The 25,973-nt window shown below is 73.2% G+C and carries 27 protein-coding genes and 1 riboswitch; of the genes, 1 reads left to right on the top strand and 26 read right to left on the bottom strand.

Annotated features, from left to right (window positions below; all coding sequences use genetic code 11):
- Window positions 1-130 precede the first annotated feature (130 nt).
- The 25 genes from QSK00_RS29115 to QSK00_RS28995 form a co-directional block, all read right to left on the bottom strand.
- Complete coding sequence (locus QSK00_RS29115; RefSeq protein ID WP_285596806.1) at window positions 131-1,057, bottom strand: DUF4328 domain-containing protein; 927 nt, start codon at window positions 1,055-1,057, stop codon at window positions 131-133.
- 4 nt (window positions 1,058-1,061) lie between these two features.
- Window positions 1,062-1,382, bottom strand: coding sequence for a rhodanese-like domain-containing protein (locus QSK00_RS29110; RefSeq protein WP_285596804.1), 321 nt, complete (start codon window positions 1,380-1,382; stop codon window positions 1,062-1,064).
- A 66-nt stretch (window positions 1,383-1,448) separates the two neighbouring features.
- On the bottom strand, window positions 1,449-3,086 hold the full coding sequence (locus QSK00_RS29105) for a monocarboxylic acid transporter (protein ID WP_502872093.1): 1,638 nt from the start codon (window positions 3,084-3,086) through the stop codon (window positions 1,449-1,451).
- An 8-nt stretch (window positions 3,087-3,094) separates the two neighbouring features.
- Entirely contained in the window at window positions 3,095-3,385 is a 291-nt protein-coding gene (locus tag QSK00_RS29100) for a DUF485 domain-containing protein (RefSeq protein WP_285596800.1), read from the bottom strand.
- Between the two features lie 215 nt (window positions 3,386-3,600).
- Window positions 3,601-5,319, bottom strand: coding sequence for a sodium/solute symporter (locus QSK00_RS29095; protein WP_285596799.1), 1,719 nt, complete (start codon window positions 5,317-5,319; stop codon window positions 3,601-3,603).
- A 6-nt stretch (window positions 5,320-5,325) separates the two neighbouring features.
- The gene (locus QSK00_RS29090) at window positions 5,326-6,210 is read right to left on the bottom strand and encodes a DUF485 domain-containing protein (RefSeq protein ID WP_285596796.1); all 885 of its coding nucleotides are present in this window, start codon (window positions 6,208-6,210) and stop codon (window positions 5,326-5,328) included.
- Window positions 6,207-7,067 (bottom strand): LytR/AlgR family response regulator transcription factor, encoded by an 861-nt coding sequence (locus tag QSK00_RS29085; protein WP_285596794.1) that lies wholly within the window; start codon window positions 7,065-7,067, stop codon window positions 6,207-6,209. The genes QSK00_RS29090 and QSK00_RS29085 overlap by 4 nt, the downstream gene beginning before the upstream one ends.
- A gap of 128 nt (window positions 7,068-7,195) precedes the next feature.
- The gene (locus QSK00_RS29080) at window positions 7,196-7,549 is read right to left on the bottom strand and encodes a hypothetical protein (protein WP_285596792.1); all 354 of its coding nucleotides are present in this window, start codon (window positions 7,547-7,549) and stop codon (window positions 7,196-7,198) included.
- On the bottom strand, window positions 7,546-8,280 hold the full coding sequence (locus QSK00_RS29075; RefSeq protein WP_285596789.1) for an ESX secretion-associated protein EspG: 735 nt from the start codon (window positions 8,278-8,280) through the stop codon (window positions 7,546-7,548). Before QSK00_RS29075 ends, QSK00_RS29080 begins: the two co-directional genes overlap by 4 nt.
- Window positions 8,277-9,515 carry a hypothetical protein gene (locus QSK00_RS29070; RefSeq protein ID WP_285596785.1) on the bottom strand — a complete coding sequence of 413 codons (1,239 nt, stop codon included), beginning with the start codon at window positions 9,513-9,515 and terminating at the stop codon, window positions 8,277-8,279. The genes QSK00_RS29075 and QSK00_RS29070 overlap by 4 nt, the downstream gene beginning before the upstream one ends.
- Before the next feature lie 96 nt (window positions 9,516-9,611).
- Window positions 9,612-10,517, bottom strand: coding sequence for a S49 family peptidase (locus QSK00_RS29065; protein ID WP_285596783.1), 906 nt, complete (start codon window positions 10,515-10,517; stop codon window positions 9,612-9,614).
- Window positions 10,518-10,540: 23 nt separating this feature from the next.
- Complete coding sequence (locus tag QSK00_RS29060) at window positions 10,541-11,746, bottom strand: histidine kinase (RefSeq protein ID WP_285596780.1); 1,206 nt, start codon at window positions 11,744-11,746, stop codon at window positions 10,541-10,543.
- Window positions 11,747-11,867: 121 nt separating this feature from the next.
- Entirely contained in the window at window positions 11,868-12,728 is an 861-nt protein-coding gene (locus QSK00_RS29055) for an Fpg/Nei family DNA glycosylase (protein WP_285596777.1), read from the bottom strand.
- A gap of 19 nt (window positions 12,729-12,747) precedes the next feature.
- Complete coding sequence (locus QSK00_RS29050; RefSeq protein ID WP_285596775.1) at window positions 12,748-13,194, bottom strand: hypothetical protein; 447 nt, start codon at window positions 13,192-13,194, stop codon at window positions 12,748-12,750.
- A gap of 9 nt (window positions 13,195-13,203) precedes the next feature.
- Window positions 13,204-14,088 (bottom strand): alpha/beta fold hydrolase, encoded by an 885-nt coding sequence (locus tag QSK00_RS29045; RefSeq protein ID WP_285596773.1) that lies wholly within the window; start codon window positions 14,086-14,088, stop codon window positions 13,204-13,206.
- Entirely contained in the window at window positions 14,085-14,579 is a 495-nt protein-coding gene (locus QSK00_RS29040; RefSeq protein WP_285596771.1) for a helix-turn-helix domain-containing protein, read from the bottom strand. The genes QSK00_RS29045 and QSK00_RS29040 overlap by 4 nt, the downstream gene beginning before the upstream one ends.
- Window positions 14,580-14,587: 8 nt before the next feature.
- Entirely contained in the window at window positions 14,588-14,896 is a 309-nt protein-coding gene (locus QSK00_RS29035) for a hypothetical protein (RefSeq protein WP_285596770.1), read from the bottom strand.
- Between the two features lie 82 nt (window positions 14,897-14,978).
- Complete coding sequence (locus QSK00_RS29030; protein ID WP_285596768.1) at window positions 14,979-15,191, bottom strand: hypothetical protein; 213 nt, start codon at window positions 15,189-15,191, stop codon at window positions 14,979-14,981.
- A gap of 306 nt (window positions 15,192-15,497) precedes the next feature.
- Complete coding sequence (locus tag QSK00_RS29025; RefSeq protein ID WP_285596766.1) at window positions 15,498-17,279, bottom strand: PHA/PHB synthase family protein; 1,782 nt, start codon at window positions 17,277-17,279, stop codon at window positions 15,498-15,500.
- A gap of 170 nt (window positions 17,280-17,449) precedes the next feature.
- On the bottom strand, window positions 17,450-18,334 hold the full coding sequence (locus QSK00_RS29020; RefSeq protein WP_285596764.1) for a methyltransferase domain-containing protein: 885 nt from the start codon (window positions 18,332-18,334) through the stop codon (window positions 17,450-17,452).
- 212 nt (window positions 18,335-18,546) lie between these two features.
- Window positions 18,547-19,179, bottom strand: coding sequence for a hypothetical protein (locus QSK00_RS29015; protein WP_285596762.1), 633 nt, complete (start codon window positions 19,177-19,179; stop codon window positions 18,547-18,549).
- An 82-nt stretch (window positions 19,180-19,261) separates the two neighbouring features.
- Window positions 19,262-20,290: an aldo/keto reductase gene (locus tag QSK00_RS29010; protein WP_285596760.1), complete on the bottom strand. Its 1,029-nt coding sequence runs from the start codon at window positions 20,288-20,290 to the stop codon at window positions 19,262-19,264.
- A gap of 12 nt (window positions 20,291-20,302) precedes the next feature.
- The gene (locus tag QSK00_RS29005; protein ID WP_285596759.1) at window positions 20,303-21,433 is read right to left on the bottom strand and encodes a glutathione-independent formaldehyde dehydrogenase; all 1,131 of its coding nucleotides are present in this window, start codon (window positions 21,431-21,433) and stop codon (window positions 20,303-20,305) included.
- 79 nt (window positions 21,434-21,512) lie between these two features.
- Window positions 21,513-22,859 carry a purine-cytosine permease family protein gene (locus tag QSK00_RS29000; protein WP_285596757.1) on the bottom strand — a complete coding sequence of 449 codons (1,347 nt, stop codon included), beginning with the start codon at window positions 22,857-22,859 and terminating at the stop codon, window positions 21,513-21,515.
- Window positions 22,859-22,964, bottom strand: a riboswitch (TPP riboswitch). (Overlaps the previous gene by 1 nt.)
- Before the next feature lie 73 nt (window positions 22,965-23,037).
- Window positions 23,038-24,393 (bottom strand): DUF1996 domain-containing protein, encoded by a 1,356-nt coding sequence (locus QSK00_RS28995; RefSeq protein ID WP_285596755.1) that lies wholly within the window; start codon window positions 24,391-24,393, stop codon window positions 23,038-23,040.
- A 423-nt stretch (window positions 24,394-24,816) separates the two neighbouring features.
- Between QSK00_RS28995 and QSK00_RS28990 the strand changes: the two genes are divergently transcribed.
- A complete protein-coding gene (locus QSK00_RS28990) occupies window positions 24,817-25,455 on the top strand; it encodes a response regulator transcription factor (protein WP_285596753.1) in 639 nt (212 codons plus the stop codon).
- A gap of 115 nt (window positions 25,456-25,570) precedes the next feature.
- Here QSK00_RS28990 and QSK00_RS28985 read toward each other — a convergent pair whose 3' ends face one another.
- Window positions 25,571-25,867 (bottom strand): hypothetical protein, encoded by a 297-nt coding sequence (locus QSK00_RS28985; protein ID WP_285596751.1) that lies wholly within the window; start codon window positions 25,865-25,867, stop codon window positions 25,571-25,573.
- Window positions 25,868-25,973 lie beyond the last annotated feature (106 nt).

Raw genomic sequence — 25,973 nt, 5'->3', positions numbered from 1 at the left:
ACGGTGCGACACCGAGGGCCTCCGGTGGTCGAGCTGGATGCGTCAGACACACCCACCTCGCCTCGGAGGCCCTCCTCGATCAACCCGACACGCCGCCGCACACAACGTCTCGGGTCACGACACCTAGCGCTCAGGACACCGAGCCCGCCACCACGTAACTGCGGCCCGACTCCCGCAGCACCGGCGCCAGCAGCTCGGTGAGGTGGGCGGTGACCCGCACCGTCAGCAGCGCGACGAGCACGGCCAGCACGTCGCACCAGAAGTGCAGGACGACGCCGTCGGCGAGGGCCTGGGTGCTCTGCGCGAAGCCCTGCACGACGGTGACCAGGCCGAGCACGACCCCCGCCGCCCAGGCCACCCACCAGGCGAGCACCGGCCGGGACGGGGTCGGACGGCCGTCGGCGGGTGCCCCGGAGGCGGCGTGCTCGATCTCGGCGAGCGTCGCGCCGGGCACGGTGAGGGTCAGCGGCGGCACCACGCAGCCGACGAGCAGCATCCGCACCGAGCGCCAGGGCCGGGTGCCGGAGGCGTCGGCCGCGAGGTCGCGGGCGGTCAGCAGCCACCGCAGGAACACCACGCCGGTGGCCAGCGCCGCCGCCGGGGCGAGCAGGCCGAAGATGCCCACGATCGCGTCCGACCACCCGAGCAGGACCCCCGACAGGGCGCGGTCCCGGCTCAGGAGCAGCAGGACGTAGCGGAAGGCCTCGCCGAGGGCCGCGATCCCGCACAGCAGGGCGGTGGTGACGGCGAGCCGGCGCAGCAGGTCCCTCGTGGCGCGCAGCGCGTCCGTCGGCGCCGGGCGCTCGGCACGGGCGAGAGGACCGTGCGGCGCCCCGGGCTCGGGCCGGGTGGCCCACGGCCACAGGCTCCACGCCGGGATCGCGCGGTAGCGCGGCGGGCCGGCGTAGGGCGCCCGGCGCGGCGCGGGCGTGCGGGGACGCGCCGCGTCCGGCGTCGTCGCAACCCAGCGCACGCCGCCCAGGACACGGCCGCAGTGCACGCAGAAGCGGCCGGACGCGCCGGGCGGCTGCTCGCGGCCGCACCGCGGACAGGTCACGGGCTCAGACCACCTGCGCGGGGCCGGGACCGTCGGCGACCAGCGGGCGCCCGGCGGCCTCCCACGCGAGCATCCCGCCGGTCACGTTCACCGCCTCCCGCCCCTGGTTGCGCAGGTAGGCGGTGACCTGGGCCGACCGGCCCCCCACGCGGCACACGACCGCGAGCGGCCCGTCCGGCACCTGGTCGAGCCGCTCGAGGAACGCCGACATCGGGACGTGCACCGCCTCGGGGGCGTGGCCGGCCGTCCACTCGTCGTCCTCCCGGACGTCGAGCAGCGTGGCCCCCGCGGGCACCTCGGACACGGTCACGGCCGGGACGGTCATGGTCCTCATTGTGCGCCGTCCTCGGGTGAGCACCGAGTGGGGCCGTGGCCCCACCCGGTCACTCCTCTAGTGCGACACCGCCGTGTTCGACGAGCCCGCCCCGGTCATCGAGCGGACCTCCATCTCGGCGGCCTTGCGCTCGTGCTCCTCCTGGTCCTCCGCCGTGCCCCGGTTCGCCCCGACGAAGGTGCCGACGACACCGAGCAGGAACGACAGCGGGATGGACACGATGCCCGGGTTCGACAGCGGGAAGAGCGCGAAGTCCACGCCCTCGCCGAAGATGGCGGTGGCCGAACCGGAGACCACCGGCGAGAAGACGATCAGCAGGATGCAGATCGCGAGCCCGCCGTAGATCGAGAAGAGCGCCCCGGTGGTGTTGAACTTCTTCCAGAACAGCGAGTAGAGCAGCGTCGGCAGGTTCGCCGAGGCCGCCACCGCGAACGCCAGCGCGACGAGGAACGCGACGTTCTGGCCGTTGGCGAGGATGCCGCCGATGACGGCGACGAACCCGACGACGAGGGCCGTGCGCCGGGCGACCCGGACCTCCGACCCGGGCTCCGGCCTGCCCTCCTTGATCACCGACGCGTAGACGTCGTGCGCGAAGGACGCCGCCGAGGTGATGGTCAGGCCGGCGACCACCGCGAGGATCGTCGCGAAGGCGATCGCGGACACCACGCCCAGCAGGACCGTGCCACCGAGCTCGAAGGCGAGCAGCGGCGCCGCGTCGTTGACGTTCTTCGACGACAGCAGGTTCGCCGGGACGATCGCGGCCGCGCCGTACCCGATCACGAGCGTGAACAGGTAGAAGATGCCGATGATCCAGATGGCCCAGTTCACCGAACGGCGGGCCTCCTGGGCCGTGGGCACGGTGTAGAAGCGCATCAGCACGTGCGGCAGGCCGGCGGTGCCGAGCACGAGCGCGACGGCCAGCGAGAGGAAGTCGATCCGGCTGGTGACCGTCTTGCCGTACTGGTTGCCGGCGTTGAGCAGGTTGGTCGCCGAGCCGTCGTTCGCGGCACCGAGCAGCGCCGACAGGTTGAAGCCGTACAGGCCCAGCACCCACACCGTCATGACCGCGGCGCCGATGACGAGCAGGGTCGCCTTGATGATCTGCACCCAGGTGGTGCCGCGCATGCCGCCGTAGAGGACGTACACGATCATCACGAGGCCGACGAGCGCGATGACGACCGACTGGCCGTCGAAGATGGTGCCCGGCGTGTTGGAGATCCCGAGCAGCAGCGAGATCAGGCCGCCGGCGCCCGCCATCTGCGCGAGCAGGTAGAAGAACGAGACGACCAGGGTGGAGACGGCCGCCGCCGCCCGGACCGGGCGCTGCTTCATCCGGAACGCGAGGACGTCGCCGAGGGTGAAGCGGCCGACGTTGCGCAGCAGCTCGGCGACCAGCAGGAGCGCGGTCAGCCAGGCGACGAGGAAGCCGATCGAGTACAGGAAGCCGTCGTACCCGTTCACCGCGATCGCGCCGGCGATCCCGAGGAACGAGGCCGCGGAGAGGTAGTCGCCGGAGATGGCGACACCGTTCTGCGGGCCGGTGAACGAGCTGCCGGCCGCGTAGTAGTCCGACGCCGTCGTCGCCGACCGGCTCACGCGATAGACGATGAGCAGCGTGATGACGACGAACGCCAGGAAGATCCCGATGTTCAGGTAGGGGTTGCCGAGCTGGGCGGCGCCGCCCTGGGCGAGCAGACCGGTCGTCACAGCTTCCCCTCCACCGTCGTCCGCAGCGCCTCGGCCTGCGGGTCGATGTTCTTCTCGGCGAACTTCGCGTACGCCACGGCGATCGCGAAGGTGGACACGAACTGCAGGAGCCCGAGCAGGAGGCCGACGGTGAAGTTGGTCCCGCCGAGACGGGTGTTCACGACGCCGGGCGCGAAGTCGGCCAGCAGGACGTAGACCAGGAACCAGGCCAGGAACAGGCCGCTCATCAGGAAGATGTAGCGGCGCCACCGGTTGCGGAGCGCCTTGAACTCGGGACTGCGCTGCATCTCTTCGTACGGGGTGGGAGCTCCGAGCGGGCCGGACCCTCTCGAGCTCTCCTCGGTCGCACTCATGCGTTGTCACCCTTCGGGGGGAGTTGGGCCGCCGTGTGCCGGAATTCCAACGGCCGAACCCTAGTTGTCGTCACCCCTGCACAGATGGTCCTTTCGAGTGGCGAAGGACCTCACGTACGGTATGACCCGTGTGAGTCGAATGGGTGATCTCAGCGACCCACACGCATCTCGCCGAGCCCGAGACGCTCAGGAGCGTGCAGCCGCAACAGGGTCCGGCCCACCTGGGCCGGGATCCGCGAGGCCGTCGCGCGACTGACGGCCACCATCGTGATCACGGCGGCGGGCACCGACACCGCCGCCGGCTGGGCGAGCAGGATGCCGACGACGCCGTCGAGCCGGACCCCGCACAGCGTGGTGATCGCCGCCGACAGCGACAGCACGCCGCCCACGGCGATCCCGGCGATCGCACCGCGGTCGGTCAGGCCGCGCCACCAGATGCCGAGCAGCAGCAGCGGCGCGAAGGTCGAGGCGGCCACCGCGAGGGCGAGCGTCACGGCGTGCGCGAACTCGAGCCGCGCGAACACGAGGGCGCCGACGATCGGGACCACCCCGGCCACGTGCGCGGCGATCCGGAAGTCGCCGAGCCGGCCGGGCAGCACGTCGCTGGAGAGCACGCCGGCCACCGAGAGCAGCAGGCCGGCGGACACCGAGAGCAGCGTCGCCGCGATACCGGCCGCGACGAGCCCGCCGAGCACGGCTCCCCACACCCCGCCGACGGTCAGCGACGGCAGCAGCAGTACGACCGCGTCGCCCTCGCCGGCCGTGAGCAGCTGCGGCACGACGGAGCGGGAGAGCGCACCGAGCACGATGGGCACGATGCTGAAGAAGCCGAGGAGGGCGATCACCAGCACCGTGGTGCGCCGGGCCGCCCGGCCGTCGGGGTTCGTGTAGTAGCGCACGAGCACGTGCGGCAGCCCGGCCGTACCGAAGCAGGCCGCCAGCAGCAGCGAGTAGACCCACAGCGGGTCGCGCTCGCCGTTGCCGAACGGCCGGTCCCAGGCCCGGTCGTCGGCCACGGCGTCCCCCACCACCGGCATCCGGGAGCCGGCGGGGAAGACGAGCGTGGTGTCGCGCGGGATCTCCTGCTCCCCCGGACCCCACGTGACCCGCGTGGGCTCGCCACCGGCGGGGAGGACGTCGACGGTGACCGGGGCGGGGACGGTGAGCTCCACCGGGTCCTGGATGCGCACGGTGGTCGCGCGGTCGAACACCATGTCGCCGCCGCGGTCGGGCGCCGCCGTGAGGCCCGCTCCCAGGAACCACGCGACCAGCACCACGGCCGGGACGACCAGCGCCACGCCCTTGAGCCAGAACCCGAACGCCTGCACGAGCGTCATCGAGCGCATGCCGCCGAAGGTGACCGCGGCGGTCACGACGAGGCCCACCACGAGCACGCCCACCCACCCGGGCGCACCGGTCACCACCATGAGGATCAGCCCGGCGGCCTGCAGCTGCGGCACCAGGTAGAGCCAGCCGATCACCACGACGACGACGGTCGTCAGCGTGCGCAGGGCGGTGGAGTCGAGCCGGGTCTCCGCGAAGTCGGGCACCGTGTAGGCGCCCGAGCGGCGCAGCGGCGCGGCGACGAAGAGCAGCAGCACCCCGAAGCCCGCGACGAAGCCCACCGGGTACCAGAGCCCGTCGACGCCGTGCGAGAGCACGATCCCGGCGATGCCGAGGAACGAGGCCACCGACAGCGACTGGCCGGAGATGGCGGCGGCGTTGGCGCGGCTGCGCACGGTGCGGGAGGCCGCGAGGAAGTCGTCGGTGGAGCGGGTGACCCGCACGCCGAGCGAGCCGATCGCGATCACCGCGACGGCGGCGAGCCCGAACAGGACGAGGGCGAGGACGGAGTCGGACCCGGACACGGTGCCTCAGTCCTCGACGTCGTCGGCGAAGTCGAGCTCGTTGCGCTCGGCGGTGCGGGTGTAGAGCCATCCCAGTAGCAGCAGGAAGGGGAAGGCCAGCACGCCCAGCAGCACCCACGGCAGCGAGACGCCGAACACGACGGTGGCGGCGACCCCGGGCATCGTCAGGAAGACGATCGGCAGGACGCCGAGGACGATGACCGCCACCACCGCGAGCCGCACCGCCAGCATGAGCTGCGAGCGCATGAGGTTCGACAGCAGCAGCTCACCGGTCGCGGTCTGCTGCTCGATCTCGGCGACGGTGCCGACCGCGCGGGTGGGCGAGCGCCGCTCGGCGAGCACGATCCGCTGCCGCGCGGGAGGGGTGGTGTGCGCGCCGTCCGGGCCCGGCCCCGAGGTGTAGAGCGCCTTCTTGTCGTCGAAGTGCACCGACTCCGACGCCATCACCGCCGAGGCGGGGAAGGTCGAGGCCAGGGGGAGCCCCCGCACGGGCGTCGGGTCGATCTCGACGTCGGGCGGCGCCGCCGGCGTCGGCGGCCCGGGCGGGGGGCGCAGCGCGAGGGGGGCGACCACGCCGTCCTCGTGCGGGGCCGCGTGGCGGGGACGGTAGTCCGGCGGCGGGGTGTGCCCCGTCCCCTCCGACTCCGGCCGCGCGTGCCGGCCGACCCGTCGGGCGACCCCCGGCGGCACCGGGCCCGGCGCAGGGCGTGCGGGGGAGGTCGACGCGCGGGCGCGGACGCGCGCGATCGCGGGCCCGGCATCGTATCCCGCGTCGTACCCGCTCTCGTGTCCCCCGGCGTGCTCGGCGGACGCGCCGCCGGTGGGGTCCGGCGGGTCGGCCGGGTCGGGGTCCTCGCCCCCGGCCCGGGTCCGCCCGTCGGTGGCGGTCACCGCCGGCCCCACGCCTGTTTCGTCGAGCGGACGAGACGGTCCTTGAGCTCACGGGTGTGGCGACGGCTCACCGGGAGCTCCGCGACCTCGCCCGGCTGGTTGCCGTTGCCGAGCCGCACGACGTAGCCCGACCCCGCGAGCCGCAGCTCGGTGATCAGCGGCAACGCCACGAGGTAGGAGCGGTGGATCCGCACGAACCCCGCGTCGGACCAGCGCTCCTCCAGCACGGAGAGCGGGATCCGGACCAGGTGGCTGCCCTCGGTGGTGTGCAGGCGGGCGTAGTCGCCCTGGGCCTCCACCCAGCGCACGGTGGAGCGCTGCACGAGCTTGGTGGTCCCGGCCAGCTCGACCGGGATCACCTCGTCGTCGCCCTCCTCCTCGACGGCGGGCTCGACGGGGACCGTCGTGCCGCGCGAGGCGAGGATGCGGGTCAGCGAGGCGTAGAGCCGCTCCGGGCGCAGGGGCTTGAGCAGGTAGTCCACCGCGCCCACGTCGAAGGCCTCGACGGCCCGGTCGTCGTGCGCGGTCACGAACACGACCGACGGCGGGATGACGTAGCGCGAGAGGACCTGCGCGAGCTCCAGGCCGTCGAGACCCGGCATCCGGATGTCGAGGAAGAGCACGTCGACGTCGGACTGCTTGGCGGGCGAGGCCATGCCCGACGGCGGCGTGCCGAAGCCACCGAGGTTGACCTGGTCGCCCCCGGTGAGGATGCGCAGCGCCGAGATGGAGTCGTTCGCCTTCAGCACGGTGGTGACGCGCTGATCCTGCTCGAGCAGGTAGGCCAGCTCCATGAGAGCGGGTTCCTCGTCGTCGACCGCGAGGACGACGAGGCCGTCGTTGTCGTTGGTAGTCACTGTCGCGCCATCCTGCCCAAGGGTCGGTCCCGCGTCCACGATAGGGACCCTGCCCGTGCCACCGTGCCCGGGTCGGCGCTCCGACGCGCGGCGCTACCGGACCTGACGTACTCCGTCACCCGATCGGATCACCCCTGGCCCGGATCGCGGTCGGGATCGAGGGAGTCCCGGATCGAGCGCTCCGACTCCCGCCACGCCGCCGTCCCCTCCACCACCGCCCGCCGCACCGCGTCGAGCTGGCGGGCGAGGTCGTCGGCGGCGGGGACGGTGTCGGTGACGAGCAGCTCCCGGTACCAGGCCGCCATCTCGGCGTTCTCCTGGCCGGTGCCGGTGGCCAGCGGGTCCTCCGCGAGCCGCCGCAGGGCCTCCCGGGCCTCGGCGACCGTGCGCTCGAGGTCGTCCACCCGGCCGGCGAACCGCTCCGCGTCGGCCGGGTCGAGCGCCGCGAAGCCGCGGTCGGACGCAGGGCCCGGTCCGCTCATGTCGTGCTCCTCCCCGGCTCCGGCAGCAGGGCCTCGACCTCGGCGCGGGTACCGGGCGACGCCGCGTCGTCCGGGACCAGTCGCGGCGGTCCTGCCTGTCCCCGATCGTGCCGCAGTCGGTAGCGGCCGCGGGGCGAGTCGAGCCATTTGATCCGTGCATCTGCACGGTCGTCGGCCCAATTGACCCCGTTCGGAGTAACGGCGACTCCGAGTTGCGTCCACGCCACGGCGCTCTCCAGGAGCGCGTCGACGCCCCACCGCTGCCGTTCTCGACGACGGGTCTCGAGGGCCGCCGCGGGCGGCGGCACCTCCAGGGCCGGGCCCGGGGCGGGTGGCAGCCGGGGCAGGAGCGCGAGGAGGGCGGGCACGATCTCCGCCGCACCCACCGGGCGGACCCGGACGTCGGCCCCCGCATGGTCGGCCGAGGCGAGCAGGGCCGCCCCGCCGGGGCCCGCGAGGGCGACGGCGGCCGTCGGGTCGTTCCCGCGGCGGACGAGGTCGACCTGCCACCGGGCGTCGCGGACCGCGGTGCCCACCGCGAGCAGGGACGCCGCCGGACCGGGTTCGAGCAGGCCCCGTGCGGCGAGCGCGTCCTCGGTGCGCGACCGGGCGAGGACCGTCTCGTCCTCGGTGTCGGCCGGCCACGCCACGGCCGTGAGCGGGTAGGGCCAGTCCCGGGCCCCGCACTGTTCGAGCACCCAGAGCAGCTCGTGGCGCCGCAGCGTGATCACGGGCCCTCCCCCAGCACCGGCGGCACGACCCGGCGCCCACCGGCACCCCACCCGGCCGGGTCCGGGTCGACCAGCCAGGACACGTGGCGGACCGGCACCACCGGGTCGTCGGGACCGTCCTCGTCCTGGTCGTCCCCGGGAGCGCCCGCGCGTCCGGCGGATGTCCCGTCCGGCCCGAAGTCGGTCCTGCGGCCGGCCCGGCGGTCCTCGAGCGGCCGCGGGGGTCCGGGGGCCGCCCCGCCCGCCGAGGGCGCCCGCTCGCCGGGGCCGTCCGGACGACGGGCGGCTCCCCCGGGCACGGGGCCGCCCGGCCCTGCTCCGCGGGGCCCCGACCCGGTGCGCGGGGGCGCGCCCACGACCGTGGCGCCCGCCCCGGCCGGGGTGCCGGTGGGGGTGCTCCCTGCGGCGGCGGCGCCGGGAGCCGTGGGGACCGTGCCGCCACCACCGCCGGACCCCATGGCACCCATGGGCCCGAGCCCGCCGGGGGACCCGGCCGGCACCGCGCCCGGGGCCCGCACCGGGAGCTCCGGCGCCGCGGCGGCCGGGACCGTCGGACGCGCCCCCGCACCCGGCGGGCCGACCTCACCCGGGCCCGTCGTCGGGACGGCGCCGGTCCCCGCGGCCCGCTGCAGCACGCCACTCGCGGCGCCGCGGGCGCCGACGGGCAGCGGCGCCCGGCCGGCCACGGCGGTCGCGGCGGTCGCGACGCCCGGGGCCGGCGCCGGACCGGCGCCCGCCGGGCCGACCGCGCGCGCGGCCGTGGCGGTCTCGCCGAGGTAGGCGCGGTAGGCCTCGCGGGCCGCGGCCTGGTCGGCGGCCGCGGCCCGGAACCCGCCGTAGCCGTCCGCGGGGCGCCCGGTGACCAGCGACCGCAGCTCGTCGAGCACCGGCGTCACGCCGAGCGCAGGCAGGGCCGGGGGGCGGGGAGGACCGACCGCGGCCTGCACCCGCACCAGCGCCGTGCGCATCCCGTCGAGGCCACGGGCCTGGCCGCCGACGGTCGCCGACAGCTGCTCCATCCGCTGCGCGAGGACCCGCGTCCGGGCGGCCGCGGCGTCGGCGTCGCGGCCGACCCAGGTCTCCCCGACGCCGCGCTGCGCGGCCTGCAGCCGGTCGGCGGCGCCGCGCAGTTCGTCGGCCCGGGCGAGGTGCCGGTCGCGGGCCGCGGCCAGCGCCTCCGGGCTGGCACCCTCGCGGGTCCACCGGTGGATCTGCTCGTGGCTGAGCCCGGACACGTCACGTCCGTCCCAGCCGACCGACGGCATCGACCTCCGTCCTCGTGAGCTCCCCCGGGCTCATGGCATCACGGATGGCCCAGCGGCGCGACGTGCCTACAGCCCGAACCGGCTCCACACCGCGCGGTGCTCCAGGTACTCGAGGGCACCGGTGATCGCGGCCGCCGGGTCGGTCACCCCGAGCCCGGGCACACCGCCGAGCACGCCGACCCCGAGCCGTGCGAGCAGCGGGCGGCGCGGCTCGACCGTCACCGCCTCGGCGTCCGGGAAGCGCTCCTTCAGCACCTCGCGCACCGTGCCGAGGCCGTCGATCAGCCCGAGCTCGAGGGCCTTGCGCCCGGTCCACACCTCGCCGGTGAACAGGTCGGCGCTCGTGTCGAGCGCCTCGCCGCGCCGGCTGCGCACCCACTCGATGAACAGCTCGTGCAGCTCGGCCTGCATGCCGAGCAGCCACTCGACGTCCTCGGGCTTCTCCGGCTGGAACGGGTCGAGCCGCGCCTTGTTCTCGCCCGCGGTGTGCAGCCGGCGTTCGATGCCGAACCGCTCGATGAGCCCGGTGAGCCCGAACCCGCCGCTGACCACGCCGATCGACCCGACCAGCGACGTCGGGCACGCGAAGATCTCGTCGGCGGCGCACGCGAGCCAGTAGCCCCCGGAGGCGGCGACGTCCTCGCAGAAGGCGAGGACGGGCAGCTCGTGCTCGGCGGCCAGCCCGCGGATGCGGTCGGCCACGAGCTGGGACTGGGTGGGCGACCCACCGGGCGAGTTGACGACCAGGGCGACCGCGACCGCGTTCTCGGCCTCGAAGGCCCGGGTGAGGGCGTTCTCGACGGCCTGCAGGTTGATCACCGACCGGGGCACCGGGCCGGAGGCGGAGGCGATGACGCCGTTCAGCCGGACCACCGAGACCGTGCCGCCGGAGACCCGTGAGGCGAGCGCACCCGGCAGGACCGACGAGACCGCCGGCGGGAGCTTGAGGGCCGAGGGCAGGCGGAGGTCCATGACCCTCAGTTTGCCCTATCGGGTCAGACCCGGACGCCGGCCCGGAACTTCGGCACCCGGAGGCTGATCTTGGTCCCGGCGCCGCGCTCGGTCTCGACCACGAGGCCGTAGTCCGGTCCGAACGCCGAGCGCATGCGGTCGTCGACGTTGCCGAGGCCGACGTGCGCCCCCGACAGGTGCGCGTCGCGGTTGTCCTCGCGCAACGCCTGCGGGTCCATCCCGACGCCGTTGTCCTCGACGGTGATGAGGCACTCGCTCGCCGAGTCCTCCGCCGTGAGCGTCACCGTGCCGCCCTCGACCTTCCCCGCCAGGCCGTGCCGCACCGCGTTCTCCACCAGCGGCTGCAGCGCGAGGAACGGCAGCACCACCGAGAGCACCTCGGGCGCCACCTGCACCTTGACCGCGAGCCGGTTGCCGAAGCGCGCCCGCTCCAGCATGAGGTAGCGGTCGATGTTCTTGAGCTCCTCGGCGAGCGTCGTGTACTCGCCGGCCTGCCGGAACGAGTACCGGGTGAAGTCGGCGAACTCCATGAGCAGCTCGCGGGCCCGCTCGGGGTCGGTGCGGATGAACGAGGCGACCGTGTTCAGCGCGTTGTAGATGAAGTGCGGCGAGATCTGGGCGCGCAGCGCGCGGACCTCGGCGCGGTTGAGCCGGTCACGGGAGTCGTCGAGGTCGGCCAGCTCGAGCTGGCTGGAGACGTACCGGGCGACCTCCGCGGTGGCCCGCAGCAGCACCGGTCCGGGGGTCTCCCCGCTGACCGCGGCGAGGGTGCCGACGACGTTGCCGTCCACCTCGAGCGGGACCACGACGATGCCCTTGACCGGGCAGCGGTCGTCCCCGCACTCGATGTCGCGGCGGCTGGCCATCTGCTGCCGCCCGGTCTTCATGACCTTCTCGGCGTAGAACCGGACGTCGAGGTTGTGGTGCTCGGCCTCCCCGTCCCAGGCCAGCGGCACGCAGTCGGCCGCCGTCATCGACAGCGCCTCGGTGTCGAGCAGCGTGCGCAGGTAGGGGACCGCGAACTGCGCCGAGGACTCGGACAGGCCCTCGCGCAGCGCGGGCGCGGCGAGCGACACGGTGTGCAGGGTGGAGAACGTGGCCCGCTCGAGCGGTGAGGCGAACGCGTGCCGCCGACGGAGCCGCTGGTAGACCACGATCCCGACGACGACCAGCACGACCACCACGCCGAGGACGACGAGGACGGTCGGGGAGGTCAACCAGCCGGGCACGGGCCCATCGTCTCCTCAGCCACCCCGTCAGAGCAACGAGCCACACGTTCCCGACGGCGGGTGATCATCCGTTCGGCGGTATCAATGGTCGAGCTCCGCTCGGCTGCGTCTGCTCCATCCCTCACTTGACGAGGCGGGAGAGCCGCCGGTCGGCCAGGGGCTTGCCCCCGGTCTGGCACGTGGCGCAGTACTGGAAGGAGCGTTCGGCGTAGGACACCTCGCGCACGGTGTCCCCGCACACCGGGCAGGGCAGACCGGTGCGGGCGTGCACCCGCATCCCCGACCGCTTCTCGCCCTTGAGCAGCGCCGCGTCCTGGCCCACGGCCCGGTCCACGGCCTCGGTGAGCACCGCGATCATCGCCGCGTGCAGGCGGTCGAGCGCCTCGGCGTCGAGCTTGGCCGCGATCGCGAACGGCGAGAGCTTCGCGACGTGCAGGATCTCGTCGGAGTAGGCGTTGCCGATGCCGGCGATGGTGCGCTGGTCGGCGAGCAGCGTCTTCAGCCTCGTCGACGCCCCGGCCAGGATCTCGCCGAACTGCGCGCGGGAGAGGGTGAGGGCGTCGGGCCCGAGCGACGCGATCTGCGGGATCGTCGCCGGATCGGTGACGACGTAGGCGGCGAGGCGCTTCTGCGTCCCCGCCTCCGTGAGGTCGAACCCCGGACCGCCGACCGTCTCGAGGTGGACCCGCAGTTCCAGCGGACCCTTGCCCGGCTTCGGCGGCGTGGTCGAGGCCTGCTCGTGCCAGCGCATCCAGCCCGCGCGGGAGAGGTGCACGACCAGGTGCAGACCGTCGAGGTCGACGTCGAGGAACTTGCCGATGCGGCCCGCCCCCGTGACCAGCCGGCCGGTCAGCGCGGACAGCGGCGGGTCGAAGGTCTTGAGCGCGGTCATGCTCGCGAGGTCGACCCGCGCGACGGGCCGGGCGATGGCGTGCGTGCGCAGGTGCTCGGCGAGCGCCTCCACCTCGGGGAGCTCGGGCACGACGGACCTCCTCGCGGACCTACTGGGGTTGCAGCGGGCTGTTGGCGCGTGCGGGCGTGCCCCGCTTCTGGAGCGACCTCACGATCTGGCGTACCTCGGCCTTGGCTTCGGTCCGGCCTCGCACGAATCCGCCCCACGCCTCGCCGCCCGCGTCATCGTCCTCGGACCACCGCCCACCCTCGGCGCGGATGAGCCAACGACGGCGCAACGCCCAGCGCGTCGGGAAGAACAGGACGCCGACGGCGAGGATGACGAACATCCACCACGGCACCTCGACCGAGGGGACGGAGAACCCCCAGGCGATCAGACCGAAGACGAGCAGTCCCATGATCGAGATGATGATGATCGCCGCGTTGCGACCACCTTCCTTCTCGTGTTCGAAGCCCTCCGTGCGCTCGGACCACATGATCTTGGACGTGACGTACCACAGCCGACCGTCGACCCCCGTCACCATCTTCTGGGCCATGACCGGAGACTAGTGGCGATCGAGGAAGTCCTCGACCACTGGTCCGAGTTCGGCGGGCCGGGTGAGCAGGCCGAGGTGCCCGCCGCGGTGCAGGTGCACCTCGGCGCGCGGGAGCAGCGAACCCATCACGTGGGCGTTGACGACCGGGATCACCGGGTCCTTGCGGCCCGCGAGCACGAGCGTCGGGGCGGCGATGAACGGGAGCACGGGCAGGCTCGTCCAGGTGGTCAGCGCGAAGAGCTGGTGCAGGTAGGCCCGAGCCCGTACGGGCTGGACCCGCGAGAACAGCGCGTCGACCGTGTCCGGGTCCTCGCCGACGTAGATCTCCCGACCGGCGTCCCGCCGGTAGGAGGGGTCGTTGTACCGGCGGGGCGTGAGCATCCGCGCCAGCACGCTGATCCGCGCGGGCACCATCATCACGCCGGTGCCGGTGGAGACCAGGGCGAGGCTGCCGGTGCGCTGCGGGTACTGGAGGGCGAACTGCTGCACGATGCCGCCGCCCCAGGAGAGCCCGAGCAGGTCGACCACGCGGTGCGACGTGCCGGTGAGGCCGTCCAGCTGGTCGAGCAGGTCGGCCAGAAGCGTGGTCAGCGCCGCCATCGGCAGCGGCACCGCCGAGAGCTGCGAGCCCCCGATGCCCGGCACGTCGAACCGGATCACCTCACGACGGGGGTCGAGGGCGGTGACGAGGGGCTCGAGCAGTTCGAGGCTCGCGCCGATCCCGTTCACCAGCACCAGCGGGCGCGGGGCGGGGGTGTCGGCCGGCCGGGGTGCCGCGGGGCGGACCGCAACGCGCAGCCGGCGGCCCGCGACGGACAGGGTCCGCTCGAACGGGTCGGGCGGCCTGGTGTCGGGGCCCGCGTCGGCGACGGGGCGCGGGGTGGTGGCGGTCATCGGTGGTTTCCCTCCTGCGGGCGGGACGTGGCCCCGTTCGCGGTGTGGTGCGCGTCGGTGGTAGCGCCGGCCTCGGCGGTGTAGCTGCGGTACACCGCGATCAGCGCCTCCTTCTGCGCCTGGGTGAGCCGGCCGTCGGCGCGTACCGCGCGCTCGACGGCGGCACCGCCGGCGGGACGTCCGCCGGGGGACGGACCGGCCTGCTCGCGGACGAGGCCCGCGTGTTCGAGCAGGGTCTCGGCCGAGAGGTCGAGCGCGTCGGCGATGGCCTGGAGTACACGCACGGACGGCACGTGCAGCCCGCGTTCGACCTGGCTGAGGTACGGGTTGGAGATGTGCGAGAGCGCCGAGAGCTGACGCAGGGACAGGCGGGCCAGGCGCCGCTGGTCACGGATGAAGGCACCCAGCGCCTGGCGCTGGGCGTCCCACACCGACCCCGCGGCGCCCCCGGGCGGACGCACCCGACCCGCGGCGCCGTCCGGCGAGGACATGGGGGCGGTCAGCGCAGCCGCAGCGCGGACATCGCGCCGAGGACCTGGTGCGCCGCCGAGCGCTGCATCTCGAGCACGGCGATCCCGGTGTCGTAGGCCCGGTCGATGAACTCGCCGGCCGACGGGAGACCCGCGGGCAGCGTGCCGCTGCCGACCCCGGCCGGGCGCGTGGCGTCGTCGGCGCCGGAGAGCGCGGCGCTCCACAGCTCGGTGATCCCGGTGGTCAGCTCGGTCATCATCTGCTGACCACGGGCCATGGCGTCGGTCACCTGGTCGGTGACGTTCCCGGTGGGGGCGGTGCCGTTCGAGGTCGACATCCTCGGCTCCTCTCTGCGACGGCGACCGGACGTGCTCGACCGGCCGATCAACCGCTCAGGATACCGAGCAGACCGCTGCGTGTCAGGGACGCGGCAGTGAGGCGAGGATCGCGCCCCGCTCCCGGTCGACGACGAGCAGGCAGTCCGGGCAGTCGCACCGGGCCTCGGGCCTCGTGAGGAGGAGGTCCAGACGGAGGAAGGCGGTGTCGTAGCGCGGGCCGACGGCGCCGTCGACGCGACGACGCAGGGCCACGGAGGCCGACCGCACGAGGTGGTCGGAGGGGTGCTGGTCCATGGGACGAAACCGTTCGCTGGCGGTCGGGCCGGAGCGCTCGTTGCGTTCCCCGCACCAACGTCGCGCTGTACGCAACACCGTGCCGTGCCCGCGCACCCGCCGTCAAGGCGCGTCACGGCCCGGCAACCCGACGGTCACGCGACGAACGCGCAGCTCACGGCCTACTCGCCGGTACACGGTCTCTCCCGCCGCGAGGGGCACACCGGGCAGGTCCGAGCACGGCAGGACCTGACTCATGCAGCTCTCGCGGGCACGGGTGGATCGCCGGGCGGGGGTGGGCGTCGGTCGACGCCCACCCCGTCGCGATCAGCCCGAGCCGAGCACGTACTCCCCGGGCGCGTCGCCCAGCACCGGGTGCGCGTCGCTGCCCACGGGCGGCGGGGACACCATCTCGCCGCCGTGCTCGCCGATCCACTCGCTCCAGGTCTCCCACCAGGAGCCCTTGACCTCGGTCGAGCGCGCCCGCCACGCGTCCGGTCCGGGCGCGTCGGCACCGGTCGCACCGACGGTGCCGACCCAGTGCTTGGCCTTCGGGCTCGGCGGGTTCACCACGCCCGCGATGTGGCCCGCCGTCGAGAGCACGAAGGTCACGTCGCCCCCGAGGAGCTCGGTCGAGGTGAACGAGGTCCGCCACGGCGCGATGTGGTCGTTCTCGGCGGCCACGATGAAGGTGTCGGCCTGGACCGCCTTGAGCGACAGCGGCTCGCCGTCGATCTCCAGCTCGCCCTTCGCCAGCTCGTTGTCGAGGTAGAAGTGGCGCAGGTAGAAGGAGTGCATCGCCGCCGGCATCCGCGTCGAGTCGGTGTTCCACGCGAGGATGTCGAAGGCGGGCGGGGTCTTCCCCTCCAGCCAGTTCGGCCCGATGTAGTTGAAGATCAGGTCGTTGGCGCGCAGCAGGTCGAAGGTCGTGGCCATCGACTCGGCCGGCAGGTAGCCGGTCTGCTCCATCGACTTCTCGAGCCGGTCGGTGATCTCCGGGCTGACGAAGGAGGAGATCGGCCCGACGTCGGAGTAGTCGAGCATGGTGTTGAGCATCGTCAGCGAGTTGATGCGGTCGTCCCCGCGCTCCGCGCAGCGCGTGGTGAGCAGGGCGGCCATGAGCCCGCCGAGGCAGAGGCCCATGAGGTTGACCTTGTCCGCGCCGGTGATCTCCTGCACGACGTCGAGCGCCGTGGCCGGACCCAGCTCGAGGTAGTCGGCGAACGTCGTGGTCGCCATCGAGCTGTCCGGGTCGCGGTAGCTGATCATGAACACGGTGTGGCCGTGCTGCACCGCCCACTCGACGAGGCTGCGCTCCGGCGCGAGGTCCATGACGTAGTACTTGTTGATCCACGGCGGGCTGCACAGCAGCGGGATCGCGTGGACCTCGTCGGTCTGCGCCTCGAACTGGACGAGCTCCATGAGCCGGTTGCGGTAGACGACCTTGCCGGGCGTCGCCGCCAGCTCCTTCCCGACCCGCAGGCCGGACTTGTCGACCTGGCGGGGCTTGCCGCCGTTCGTCGCGAGGTCGTCGAGCAGGTTGCGCAGGCCGGCGACGACGCTCGAGCCGCCGGTCTCGAAGGCGCGCTTGAGCGCGGCCGGGTTGCCGGGCAGCACGTTCGTCGGCGAGACCACGCCGCCGACCAGGCTCATGAGCATCCGGCCGCGGTCGTCGGCGTCGGCGTCCAGCGAGGCGGCTCCGACCAGGTCCTCGAGCAGCGAGATCAGCGCGAGGTACTCCTGGCGCAGCGCCCAGTAGACGGGGTTCTCCACCCACGTCGTGTCCTTGAACCGGCCGTCCTTGCTCGTCGGCACCGGTTCGGTCGAGGGATCGTTCTCGACGCTGCCCCCGGCGAGTCCGCGCAGCGCGCGGCCCGCGGCCGCGGCGCCGATCCGCGCGGAGACCGCGGCGAACGACGACGCGGCGCGGCTCACCTCGCCCGGATGGGTCGCCCAGCCCTGGGCGAGTTGCAGGACCGTGCGGCCGAACAGGGCCGGGTCGGTCCGGGCGAGGACTGCATCGGGGACGACCCGCTCCATCGCGGTGGCGATGTCGGGGGCACGCAACGCCCGGGTCTCCTGGCGTGCGAGGTCGCTGTCGGCGGCCATGCGTTCATCTCCTTGCCGGGGGGTCCCGCACCCTCCGCGCCGGGGGCGTGCCAGTCGGGACCACCGTCCGCGTGAGTGTGTGCCCCAACACAGTGCCAGGGAAACGGACCGGCCGGCCGGGTCGCAGGACCCGACCGGCCGGTAAGAGATGAACGTCCCAGGGGCGGCGGTCAGCCCAGCGGACCGCGCTTGCGCGCGACGATCCCCTCGTAGACCAGGGGGCTGGCGTCGGTGGCGAGGCGGTGGCGGAAGCGCTCGCGGCGCACGACCTCGAGCGCCCCGGAGGCGAGACCGTCGGAGATCATCCGCGCGAACCCGGAGGTGTCGTCCTCGGCCAGGAACGCGTCCTTGATGGTGAGCACGACCCACCCGCCGTCGGCGATCTGGTCGTAGGCGGTGCGGAAGGCGGCCGGGGGGATGTCGCCGAAGCCGAGCGCGGCCACGACCGTCAGCGCGGTCAGCCGGTGGTCGGCCAGCGTGCGGGCGTCGTCGTCGCCGAGGTCGGTCAGGTCGGCCACGAGGTAGTCGGCGTAGAGGCCGGGGCGGTCCCGCTCGGCGGCCGCGCGGGCCTCCTGCAGGATGTCGACCCCGACGGCGTGGCCGACGCCGATCGTGGCGAGCTCCTCGGCCATGATCCCGTTGCCGGCGCCCAGGTCGAGGACCCGGACGTCGCCGGCGGTCTCGCGCGCGGTCGCCAGGGCGTCCACGAACAGGTCGGCCATGAACCGCGGGGTGTCGCAGCCGAGGACGTCGTAGAAGATCTTCTCGTAGAGGCCCGGAACGTCGAAGATCCGGTGGTAGTCGTGGAAGCGGAACTCCGACCAGGAACCGTCGGGCTGCTGGACGACGCACCACTCGTCGTTCTGGTCGAAGCGACTGCTCGGTTCCGGCAGCGCGACACGCAGGGCCTTGCGGGCCGCGGTGAGCGCCCCGGGGCCGCGGTACACGCCCTCGCCGAGCCGGCCGTGCTCCCGACGTGCCGCCTCGCTGCCGAGGTGTCCGGCGTGTCCAGCTCCGGCGACCGCGGAATCGAACCCGTTGACCGTCGACGTCATGGCGACCACCCTTCGGTCGCGCCGGGGCGCGACCCGCACGCGGACGGCGGCACAGGACCGCCCGTCCGCAGGATCAGGACGGTCGATCGTCGTCAGGCCCGTCCGGACCGGTCAAGCCGAGCGCGGCCCTGAGCGACGAGCCTCACGATCGCTTGAAACGACGCCGCTCCGTCCGGACGCGATCACAGCAGGTGATCACGACAGGGTTCCGGTCACCGCCACTGGCCGCGCTGGTCCCGCGGGTCGTAACGCTGAGTACGGTCCTGCGGGCCGCCGTGCTGACCCTGCGGCGGGTAGGGCGGCTGCGGCTCGTAGGTGCCGTAGTTGTGGTCGTACCGGCCGTCGTAGGGCGGCTGCTGCGGCTCGTAGGACCGGCCGCCCCAGCCCCCGCGCTGCGCGGGGCGTACCGACGTGGCCGAGACCCCCGAGAGCATCGACACGATGGCGATGCCGATCGCCGCGTAGAGCACGCCGGTGGCGATGTGCGCCGAGATCGACCCCTCGGCCAGGAACACCTGCAGGATCAGCACGATGATCACGAGCACCGCGATGGCCGAGAAGAACGAGGCCGGCCGCGGCGTCGTCATCAGCAGCAGGTGCAGCAGCGCCGTACTGGCCAGCGCCGCGATCGCGGCCGCGACGGGGATGACGGTGGAGGCGTTGTCGACCAACGCCCCCGACCGTCCCGCCGTCTGGATCCCGACCTCGAAGATGCTGTTGATGATCAGCACGCCGACGAACGCGATGCCGGCAGCGACGAGCGCCGTGGCCACCCCGCCCGCCCAGAGGCGTCCGGGGACGACCTCGACGTCGCCGTCGTTCCAGGAACGCTGCGGGTAGCTCACGGTCCGATCCTCCCTGGCGGGTACGGGAATGGTTGTACCGCACCGCCGGGCGTTCACGATCGGAGGACGGACTCCTTCTTCTCTACGCCGCGGAGCGTTCCTCCGCCGGACGACGGCGCAGCCGGGCCTGCTCGATCGCCGGCGGCGCGTACGAGACGTCGCCCGGGTCGACGTCGGTGCCCGGCGGCACGATCTCGTCGATCCGGTCGAGCACCTCGTCGTCGAGCGTGACCTCCGCCCCGGCGAGCAGGTCGTCGAGGTGCTCCATCGTGCGCGGCCCGATGATCGCGCTGGTCACGCCCGGGTGGGCCACCGCGAAGGCCATCGCCATGTGGGTCAGGGAGATCCCCGTCTTCTCGGCCAGCGGGATCAGCTGCTCCACCACGTCGAGCTTGCGCTCGTGGGTCAGGCGGCCGGGCGCGAAGGACATGCGCTTCGAGTCGGTCTCCTGCCCCTTGCGGTAGCGCCCGGTCAGCAGGCCCATCGCGAGCGGGCTCCACACGAGCGCGCCCATCCCGTAGCGCTCGCAGACCGGCAGCACCTCGCGCTCGATGCCGCGGTTGACGATCGAGTACGGCGGCTGCTCGGTGCGGAACCGCTCGTACCCCCGCCGCTCCGCGATCCAGTGCGACTCGACGATCTCCGAGGCGGGGAACGTCGAGCAGCCGATCGCCCGGACCTTGCCGCTGCGGACGAGGTCGGTCAGCGCGGAGAGGGTCTCCTCCACGTCGGTGTCCGGGGCCGGACGGTGGATCTGGTACAGGTCGATGTGGTCGGTCTGCAGCCGACGCAGCGAGTTCTCGACCTCCGCGACGATCCACCGGCGCGAGTTCCCGGCGCGGTTCGGGTCCTCGCCCATCCCGCCGTGCACCTTCGTGGCGAGGACGACGTCGTCGCGCCGGCCGGCCAGCGCCTTGCCGACGATCTCCTCGGACTCGCCCTGCGCGTACACGTCGGCGGTGTCGACGAAGTTGACGCCGGAGTCGAGCGCCCGGTGGATGATCCGGATCGAGTCGTCGTGGTCGGGGTTGCCCCAGGCGCCGAACATCATCGCGCCCAGGCAGTACGGGCTGACCTTGATACCGGTCCGGCCCAGCGTGCGGTACTTCATGCGGGTTGCCTCCTACGGCTTGAGGACGACCTTCGAGTAGCCGTCCTCGCGGGCGTCGAAGCGGGCGTAGGCGTCCGGCGCCTCGTCGAGCGGGACCTCCTTGGACACGACGAACGACGGCGTCGCCCGGCCCGCGACGATCAGGTCGCGCAACTGGGCGTTGTAGGCCTTGGCGTCGGCCTGACCCGTGCCCATCTTCTGGCCCTTCTCGAAGAAGCGGCCCACGTTGAACAGCAGCCGCCCGTTCGCGGCGTTCTCGTCCGGGGCGCCCGGGTCCTGCGGCAGGTACAGCCCGACGATGCCGAGGCGCCCGGTGTGGCGCACCGCGTCGACGAGCTGGTTCAGCACGACGGCGGGCTGCTCCTCGCCGTCATTCGCGGTCGCCTGGTACCCGACGGCGTCGACGCCCTTGTCGGCGCCCAGCCCGTCGGTCTGGTCCACCACCTGCTCCACCGGGTCGCCCGCGGAGAAGTCGATCGGGATGGCGCCGATGTCCTCGGCGAGCTTCAGCCGCGAGCCCACCTTGTCCACGACGAACACCTTCGAGGCGCCCTTGATCACGGCCGAGTACGCGGCCATCAGACCCACCGGCCCGGCGCCGAAGACGACGACGGACTCCCCGGGGTTCAGGTCGGCGAGGACGGTGGCGTGGTAGCCGGTCGGGAAGATGTCGGCCAGCATCGCGTAGTCGTTCTCGTGCTCGTCCCCGGGCGGGAGGACGAGGGCGTTGAAGTCCGCGAAGGGCACGCGCAGGTACTCGGCCTGGCCACCGGTGTACGGCCCCATCCCGACGTAGCCGTACGCGCCGCCGGCGTAGGGCGGGTTCACCGTCAGGCAGAACGCCGTCTTGCCCGCCAGGCAGTTCTTGCAGAACCCGCAGGCGACGTTGAAGGGCAGCGAGACGCGGTCACCCTTCTTCACGCGCGAGACGCCGGAGCCGACCTCCTCGACGATCCCCATGTTCTCGTGCCCGAAGACGATGCCGGTCTCGGCGACCGTCCGGCCCTCGTACATGTGCAGGTCGGACCCGCAGATGGCCGTCGTCGTGATCCGGATCAGGGCGTCGGTGGGGGCCTCCAGACGCGGGTCGTCCACCTGCTCGACGGCCACCTCGTTCTGCCCCTTGTAGACCACGGCTCGCATGTCCGCTCCCTCCCGCAGCGTCGGATGCGCGGGTGCGCATCTGTCCGACCCCGCGGGACTCCCCCGGAGCGTGGTGATCTCAATCCCGCGCGGCGGCCTTTTCCCGACGACCGGTGCGGTCACCGAGGGCCGCGAACGCGGCGGCGACGAGACCCGCGACGACGAACGAGGTCAGGGAGGCGGAGAGCCACGACGGCGGCGCGAACCCGATCGCCTCCCGCAGGGCGGTCCAGGCGTCCGACCACACCGGCGCCCCGCCCGGGTTGATCAGCTGGTAGACGGCGAGCCCGACCACCCAGGCCACCACCATGAGCGGCCGCGAGGGCGCCCAGCGCGACAGGTCGAGCGCGCTCCGGTTGACCAGGGCCTCCCCCACCCCGACGCCGAGCAGCGGGACGAAGATCGAGCCGATCACCGCGAGGAACACCGCGTAGTCGTCGATCGTCACCGCCAGGCCGAGCACGGTGATGAGCGCGCCGATGACGAGGCTGAGCACCCGCCGGTCGGCCCGCGGCAGGAGGTTCTGCGCCGAGACCGCCGTCGAGTACACGTTGGCGAACGACTGGTCGGTCTCGCGCAGCGTGAGGATCACCAGCGCGACGACGCCGAGCGGCGCGGCGAGCATCGGGGCGAACACCTGGTCGCCGTCGCCCCCGACCAGCGAGAGCGCGGCGAGCCCGACGACGAAGCAGAGGATCTGGGTGATGCCGTAGCCCACGGTGGCCGCGGTGAACGCCGTCGAGACCCGCTTCGAGTGCCGGGAGTAGTCCGAGGCGACCGGGATCCAGGAGACCGCGACGGCGATCGCGGCGTCCGTCCCCGCCCAGAACCCGGACCACGACCCGCTCGCCCCCAGGTCCGCGGCGGCGGGCCGGGTGAACAGCCACCAGGCGAGGTAGGCGACCGAGATCGCGACGAGGATCGTCACGACCCGGCGCAGCAGCCGCAGCATCCCGAGCGGGCGCAGCGTCAGCAGCGTCGTCACGACCCCGGCTCCGACGATCCACGCCCAGGTCGGGCCACCGATCGCGAGCGTGCCCGCCTGGGCGATGACGACGAGCTCGAAGGTGCCCCAGCCGATCAGCTGGACGACGTTGAGCACCGACGGGATCCAGGACAGCACCCCACCGAACAGCCCGCGCAGCACCACCATCGCAGGCGCCCCGGTGCGCGCCCCGGGGATCGCGGACAGCCCGACCATCGCGCTGCCGATGACGGTGCCCACCACGGTCGCGACGATCGCCGCCGTCACGGTGAGGGGTGGCGCGCCGGCGGGCTGCAGGACGGCGAGGACACCCGCGAAGCCGAGGAGGCTCACGCCGAGGTTGGCCCAGAAGGCGCCCTGGTCGAGGAACCCGAGCGACCGCGGGACCGGGCCGTCCAGGGTCGGGGCGACCTCGTCGTGGGTGGGCGTGGACGTGCTCATGGGGTCACCCTCCGTTTCCCTGCGCCGGCATGACCCGGATCAGGTTCGAACGGTCGGGACCGCCAGGTCCCCTCTCAGCCCGTCGCTCGGACTCCCGTGGAACGCACGCGCGCCCCGCCGCCGACGGTAGAACGTCGGACGACGGGGCGCGAGGGGGCGTGGCCGGGGCTACAGCGGGCTAGACGTTGCTGCAGTTCCGCCCGGAGTTGATGCAGTCGGCACCGGCCTGGTTCTGCTCCTTCGACGCGAGGTTCTCGTAGTCGGAGTGGTCGGTGGACGGGTCGTGCTGGTTGTCCGGGAACGAGTCGATGGAGAACGCCCGGCCCGCCGGCTGGTCGTAGGTCAGCACGATCCGCAGCGCGGGCACCGGCACGAAGCCGTCACCGCAGTTGCCCCGCTCGTCCGGGAACGCCATGTGCGAGCGCAGGTCCTTCGACTCGAGGTTCTGGCCGTCCCAGCAGCTCGGGTAGTCGAGGACGCGGACCAGGTTCGTCCCCGTGGGGCAGATCGGGTACTTGTCGGTGATCTGGTCGGTGTGGCCCGTGCAGGTGTACTTGGCGTTGGCGTTCTTGCCGTCCTGCACCTTGGCCTTCGCGTTGCCCATGATGTTCATGAGGTGCTGGGGCAGCGGCGTGACGTCGGAGTCGCCGTGCCCGCGGAAGGTCAGTCGCGCCGACAGCGGGGTCAGGATCCGCCCGACGTTGCCGTCGAGGCTCCCGCCGTCCCGTCCGACGTCGTCACCGACACCGTTGAGGTCGCGCAGGACCGGCCAGAAGAAGGTGCTCTTGTCGCCGTTGCGGCACGACGTGCCCGCGGCCTCGAGCGACTCGTCGGTCGAGTTGCCGTTGGTCGAGGTGTTGCCGACGTAGTCGTGCGTGTGCTGGGCGCCGTTCCGCTTGCCCGGCGCCGCCATGTAGTTGTCGGAGTTGTTGTGGTCGCTGACGCCGCAGTCGACGGAGTAGCTGCCCTTGGAGAAGACGCCGCCCTCGCCGATGTTGTCGTTCTTCGGCACGTCGGCGATGTCGACGTACCGGTCCGCGCCGGCGGCCCGGATCTTGTCGCGGCCCGGGAACTCGACCTTCTTCTCGCCCTTGGCCTGCTTGTCCTGGTCGTCCTTCTTCTGGTCCCCGGACTTCTTGGCCTCGTCGGGGGACTGGTCCTGGCCGCCGTCGTCCTTGCCGTCACCGTCGTGACCGGTGCCGCCGTCCTTGGACTTCTCCGAGCCGTCGGACTCCCCGGAATCGGAGTCCTTCGACCCGTCCTTCGAGTCGGAGTCGCCGGAACCGTCCTGCGAGTCGCCGGAACCGGAGTCGTCGGAGTCCCCGGAGTCGGAGCCCTTCGAGTCCTTCGAGTCGCCGTCGGACTTCCCGCCGGTCAGGGCGGACAGGATGCTGCTGCCGCCCCCGGAGCCGCCGTTGTCCTTCGCCAGTGCCGACCCGCCGAGGACGACGGCGGTGCCGCCCACGAGGAGTGCGGCGACGGCGGCGAGGAGCCGCAGCGGGAGCCGGGTGCGATGTCGTCCACGTCGGGGCATGGGCGAACGACCTCCAGACGATCTTCGGTCCCGGACCCTGGGGAGCGGGATCCGGGTCGCGACGGCGCCGTCCGGTCGGTCGGAGCTCGGGGTGTCGACCGGGGGAGCCCGGACGTCGCCGTCTGCGGTGGGGGAGCGAGGCGGAACGCTAGGAGCGCCGCCCGTCACCGGACCGTGATCTGAGAGTGAAGGGCCTCGGTTGCCGTCGACCGCACGCCGAGACGCGCCGAGAAGCAGATCCACTGCTCCGCTCGGCGGAGTCGCTGCTCCTGACGCCGGTCTTCGCTCTCAGGGAACCGCCCGTCGTGCGCAACACACCGCCGTTCGGCGCGCGCTCGTTGCCCCCGCGCCGCGCACGGGGCAGCCTGGTCGGCGATGCAACCCAATCGTTATGCGGACGCGGAGCGGGGCCGCGTGCTGTGTGTGGCTCCTCCGCACCGCACAACGAGCGTGCTCGTCGGTGCGTTGCGGTCCAACGGCTTCGAACCTCAACTTCTCCGCGAGAGCTGGAGCGTCGGCGCCGCGGCGCGGGCCGGCGGCGCTCGCGCGGTGGTCCTCGACGTCGAGATGAGCGGCCTGCGACCGGTGGAGGTCCTCGCGGACCTGCACCGCGAGAGCCCCCGCACCCCGGTGATCGCCCTGACCTCCCCCGAGGCACGCGACCGCACGGTGTCCACCCTGCGCGCGAGCCACGACGACTACCTGGTCACGCCCTTCCCCATGGAGGAGCTCCTGGCCCGGCTGCGGCTGCGCCTGGGCGACGACCGGCCGACCGCCCAGCTCTACCTGCGGCGCGGCGAGGTCATGGTCGACACCGCTCTCGAGCAGGTGTTCGTCGAGAACAAGCCGGTCAGCCTCTCGCGCACCGAGTACGCGGTCGTCGACGCGCTGATCCGCCACCCGCGCGGGCAGGCGATGTCGCAGGACGAGCTGGTCACGCGCGTGTGGGGCGGCCCGCCGACCTCGAACATCGTCGAGGTCTACATCGGCTACCTGCGCCGCAAGCTCGGCGCCGAGCGCATCCGCACGATCCGCGGTCGCGGGTACGTGCTCGAGGGCTGACCACGCCCTGACCCGGAACGCACGAACGGCACTCTCGCAGCATCGATGTGCGCGAGAGTGCCGTTCGTTCGAGACGGGGTGGTCGCGGCCGGACCAGGACGATCGGCCGACCGGGTCAGTCGGCCAGCGACGCCAACGCGACCTGACGGGCGCGGCGCTGGGCGTGCGCGAGGGCGACGGCCTGGGCGCGGGCGGCCGCGGCGTCGGCCTTCGCGGCCCGACGGGCGCGCCAGCCGCGCGGCTCCGGGACGGCGACGGGGGCCGGGGCGGGGGCCGGGGCGGGCTCGGGGGCGCGACGCGGCGCCGGGATCACCGGGAACGGCGTCGACCGCAGCGCGGCGTCGCCCGGCACCCGCGGCGCGGGGACGGCGGCGAGCTCGACGAGCGCGGTGGCGGTGTGGTGGCGGCCCATGATGTTCTCCCCCGAGGAGTGCGGGCCCCCGATCGGCCCGCTGACACCCGGGATATCGCCGCGGTCGCGGAAGTGTTTCTCCTCGGTCGCGACGCCACTCGGACGG

It is taken from the genome of Actinomycetospora sp. NBRC 106378, assembly GCF_030269685.1.
In the GTDB taxonomy this organism is placed as follows: Bacteria; Actinomycetota; Actinomycetes; order Mycobacteriales; family Pseudonocardiaceae; genus Actinomycetospora.
The sequence above is the reverse complement of the archived record's forward strand: the minus strand, read 5'-3'. Positions and strand labels throughout refer to the sequence as shown.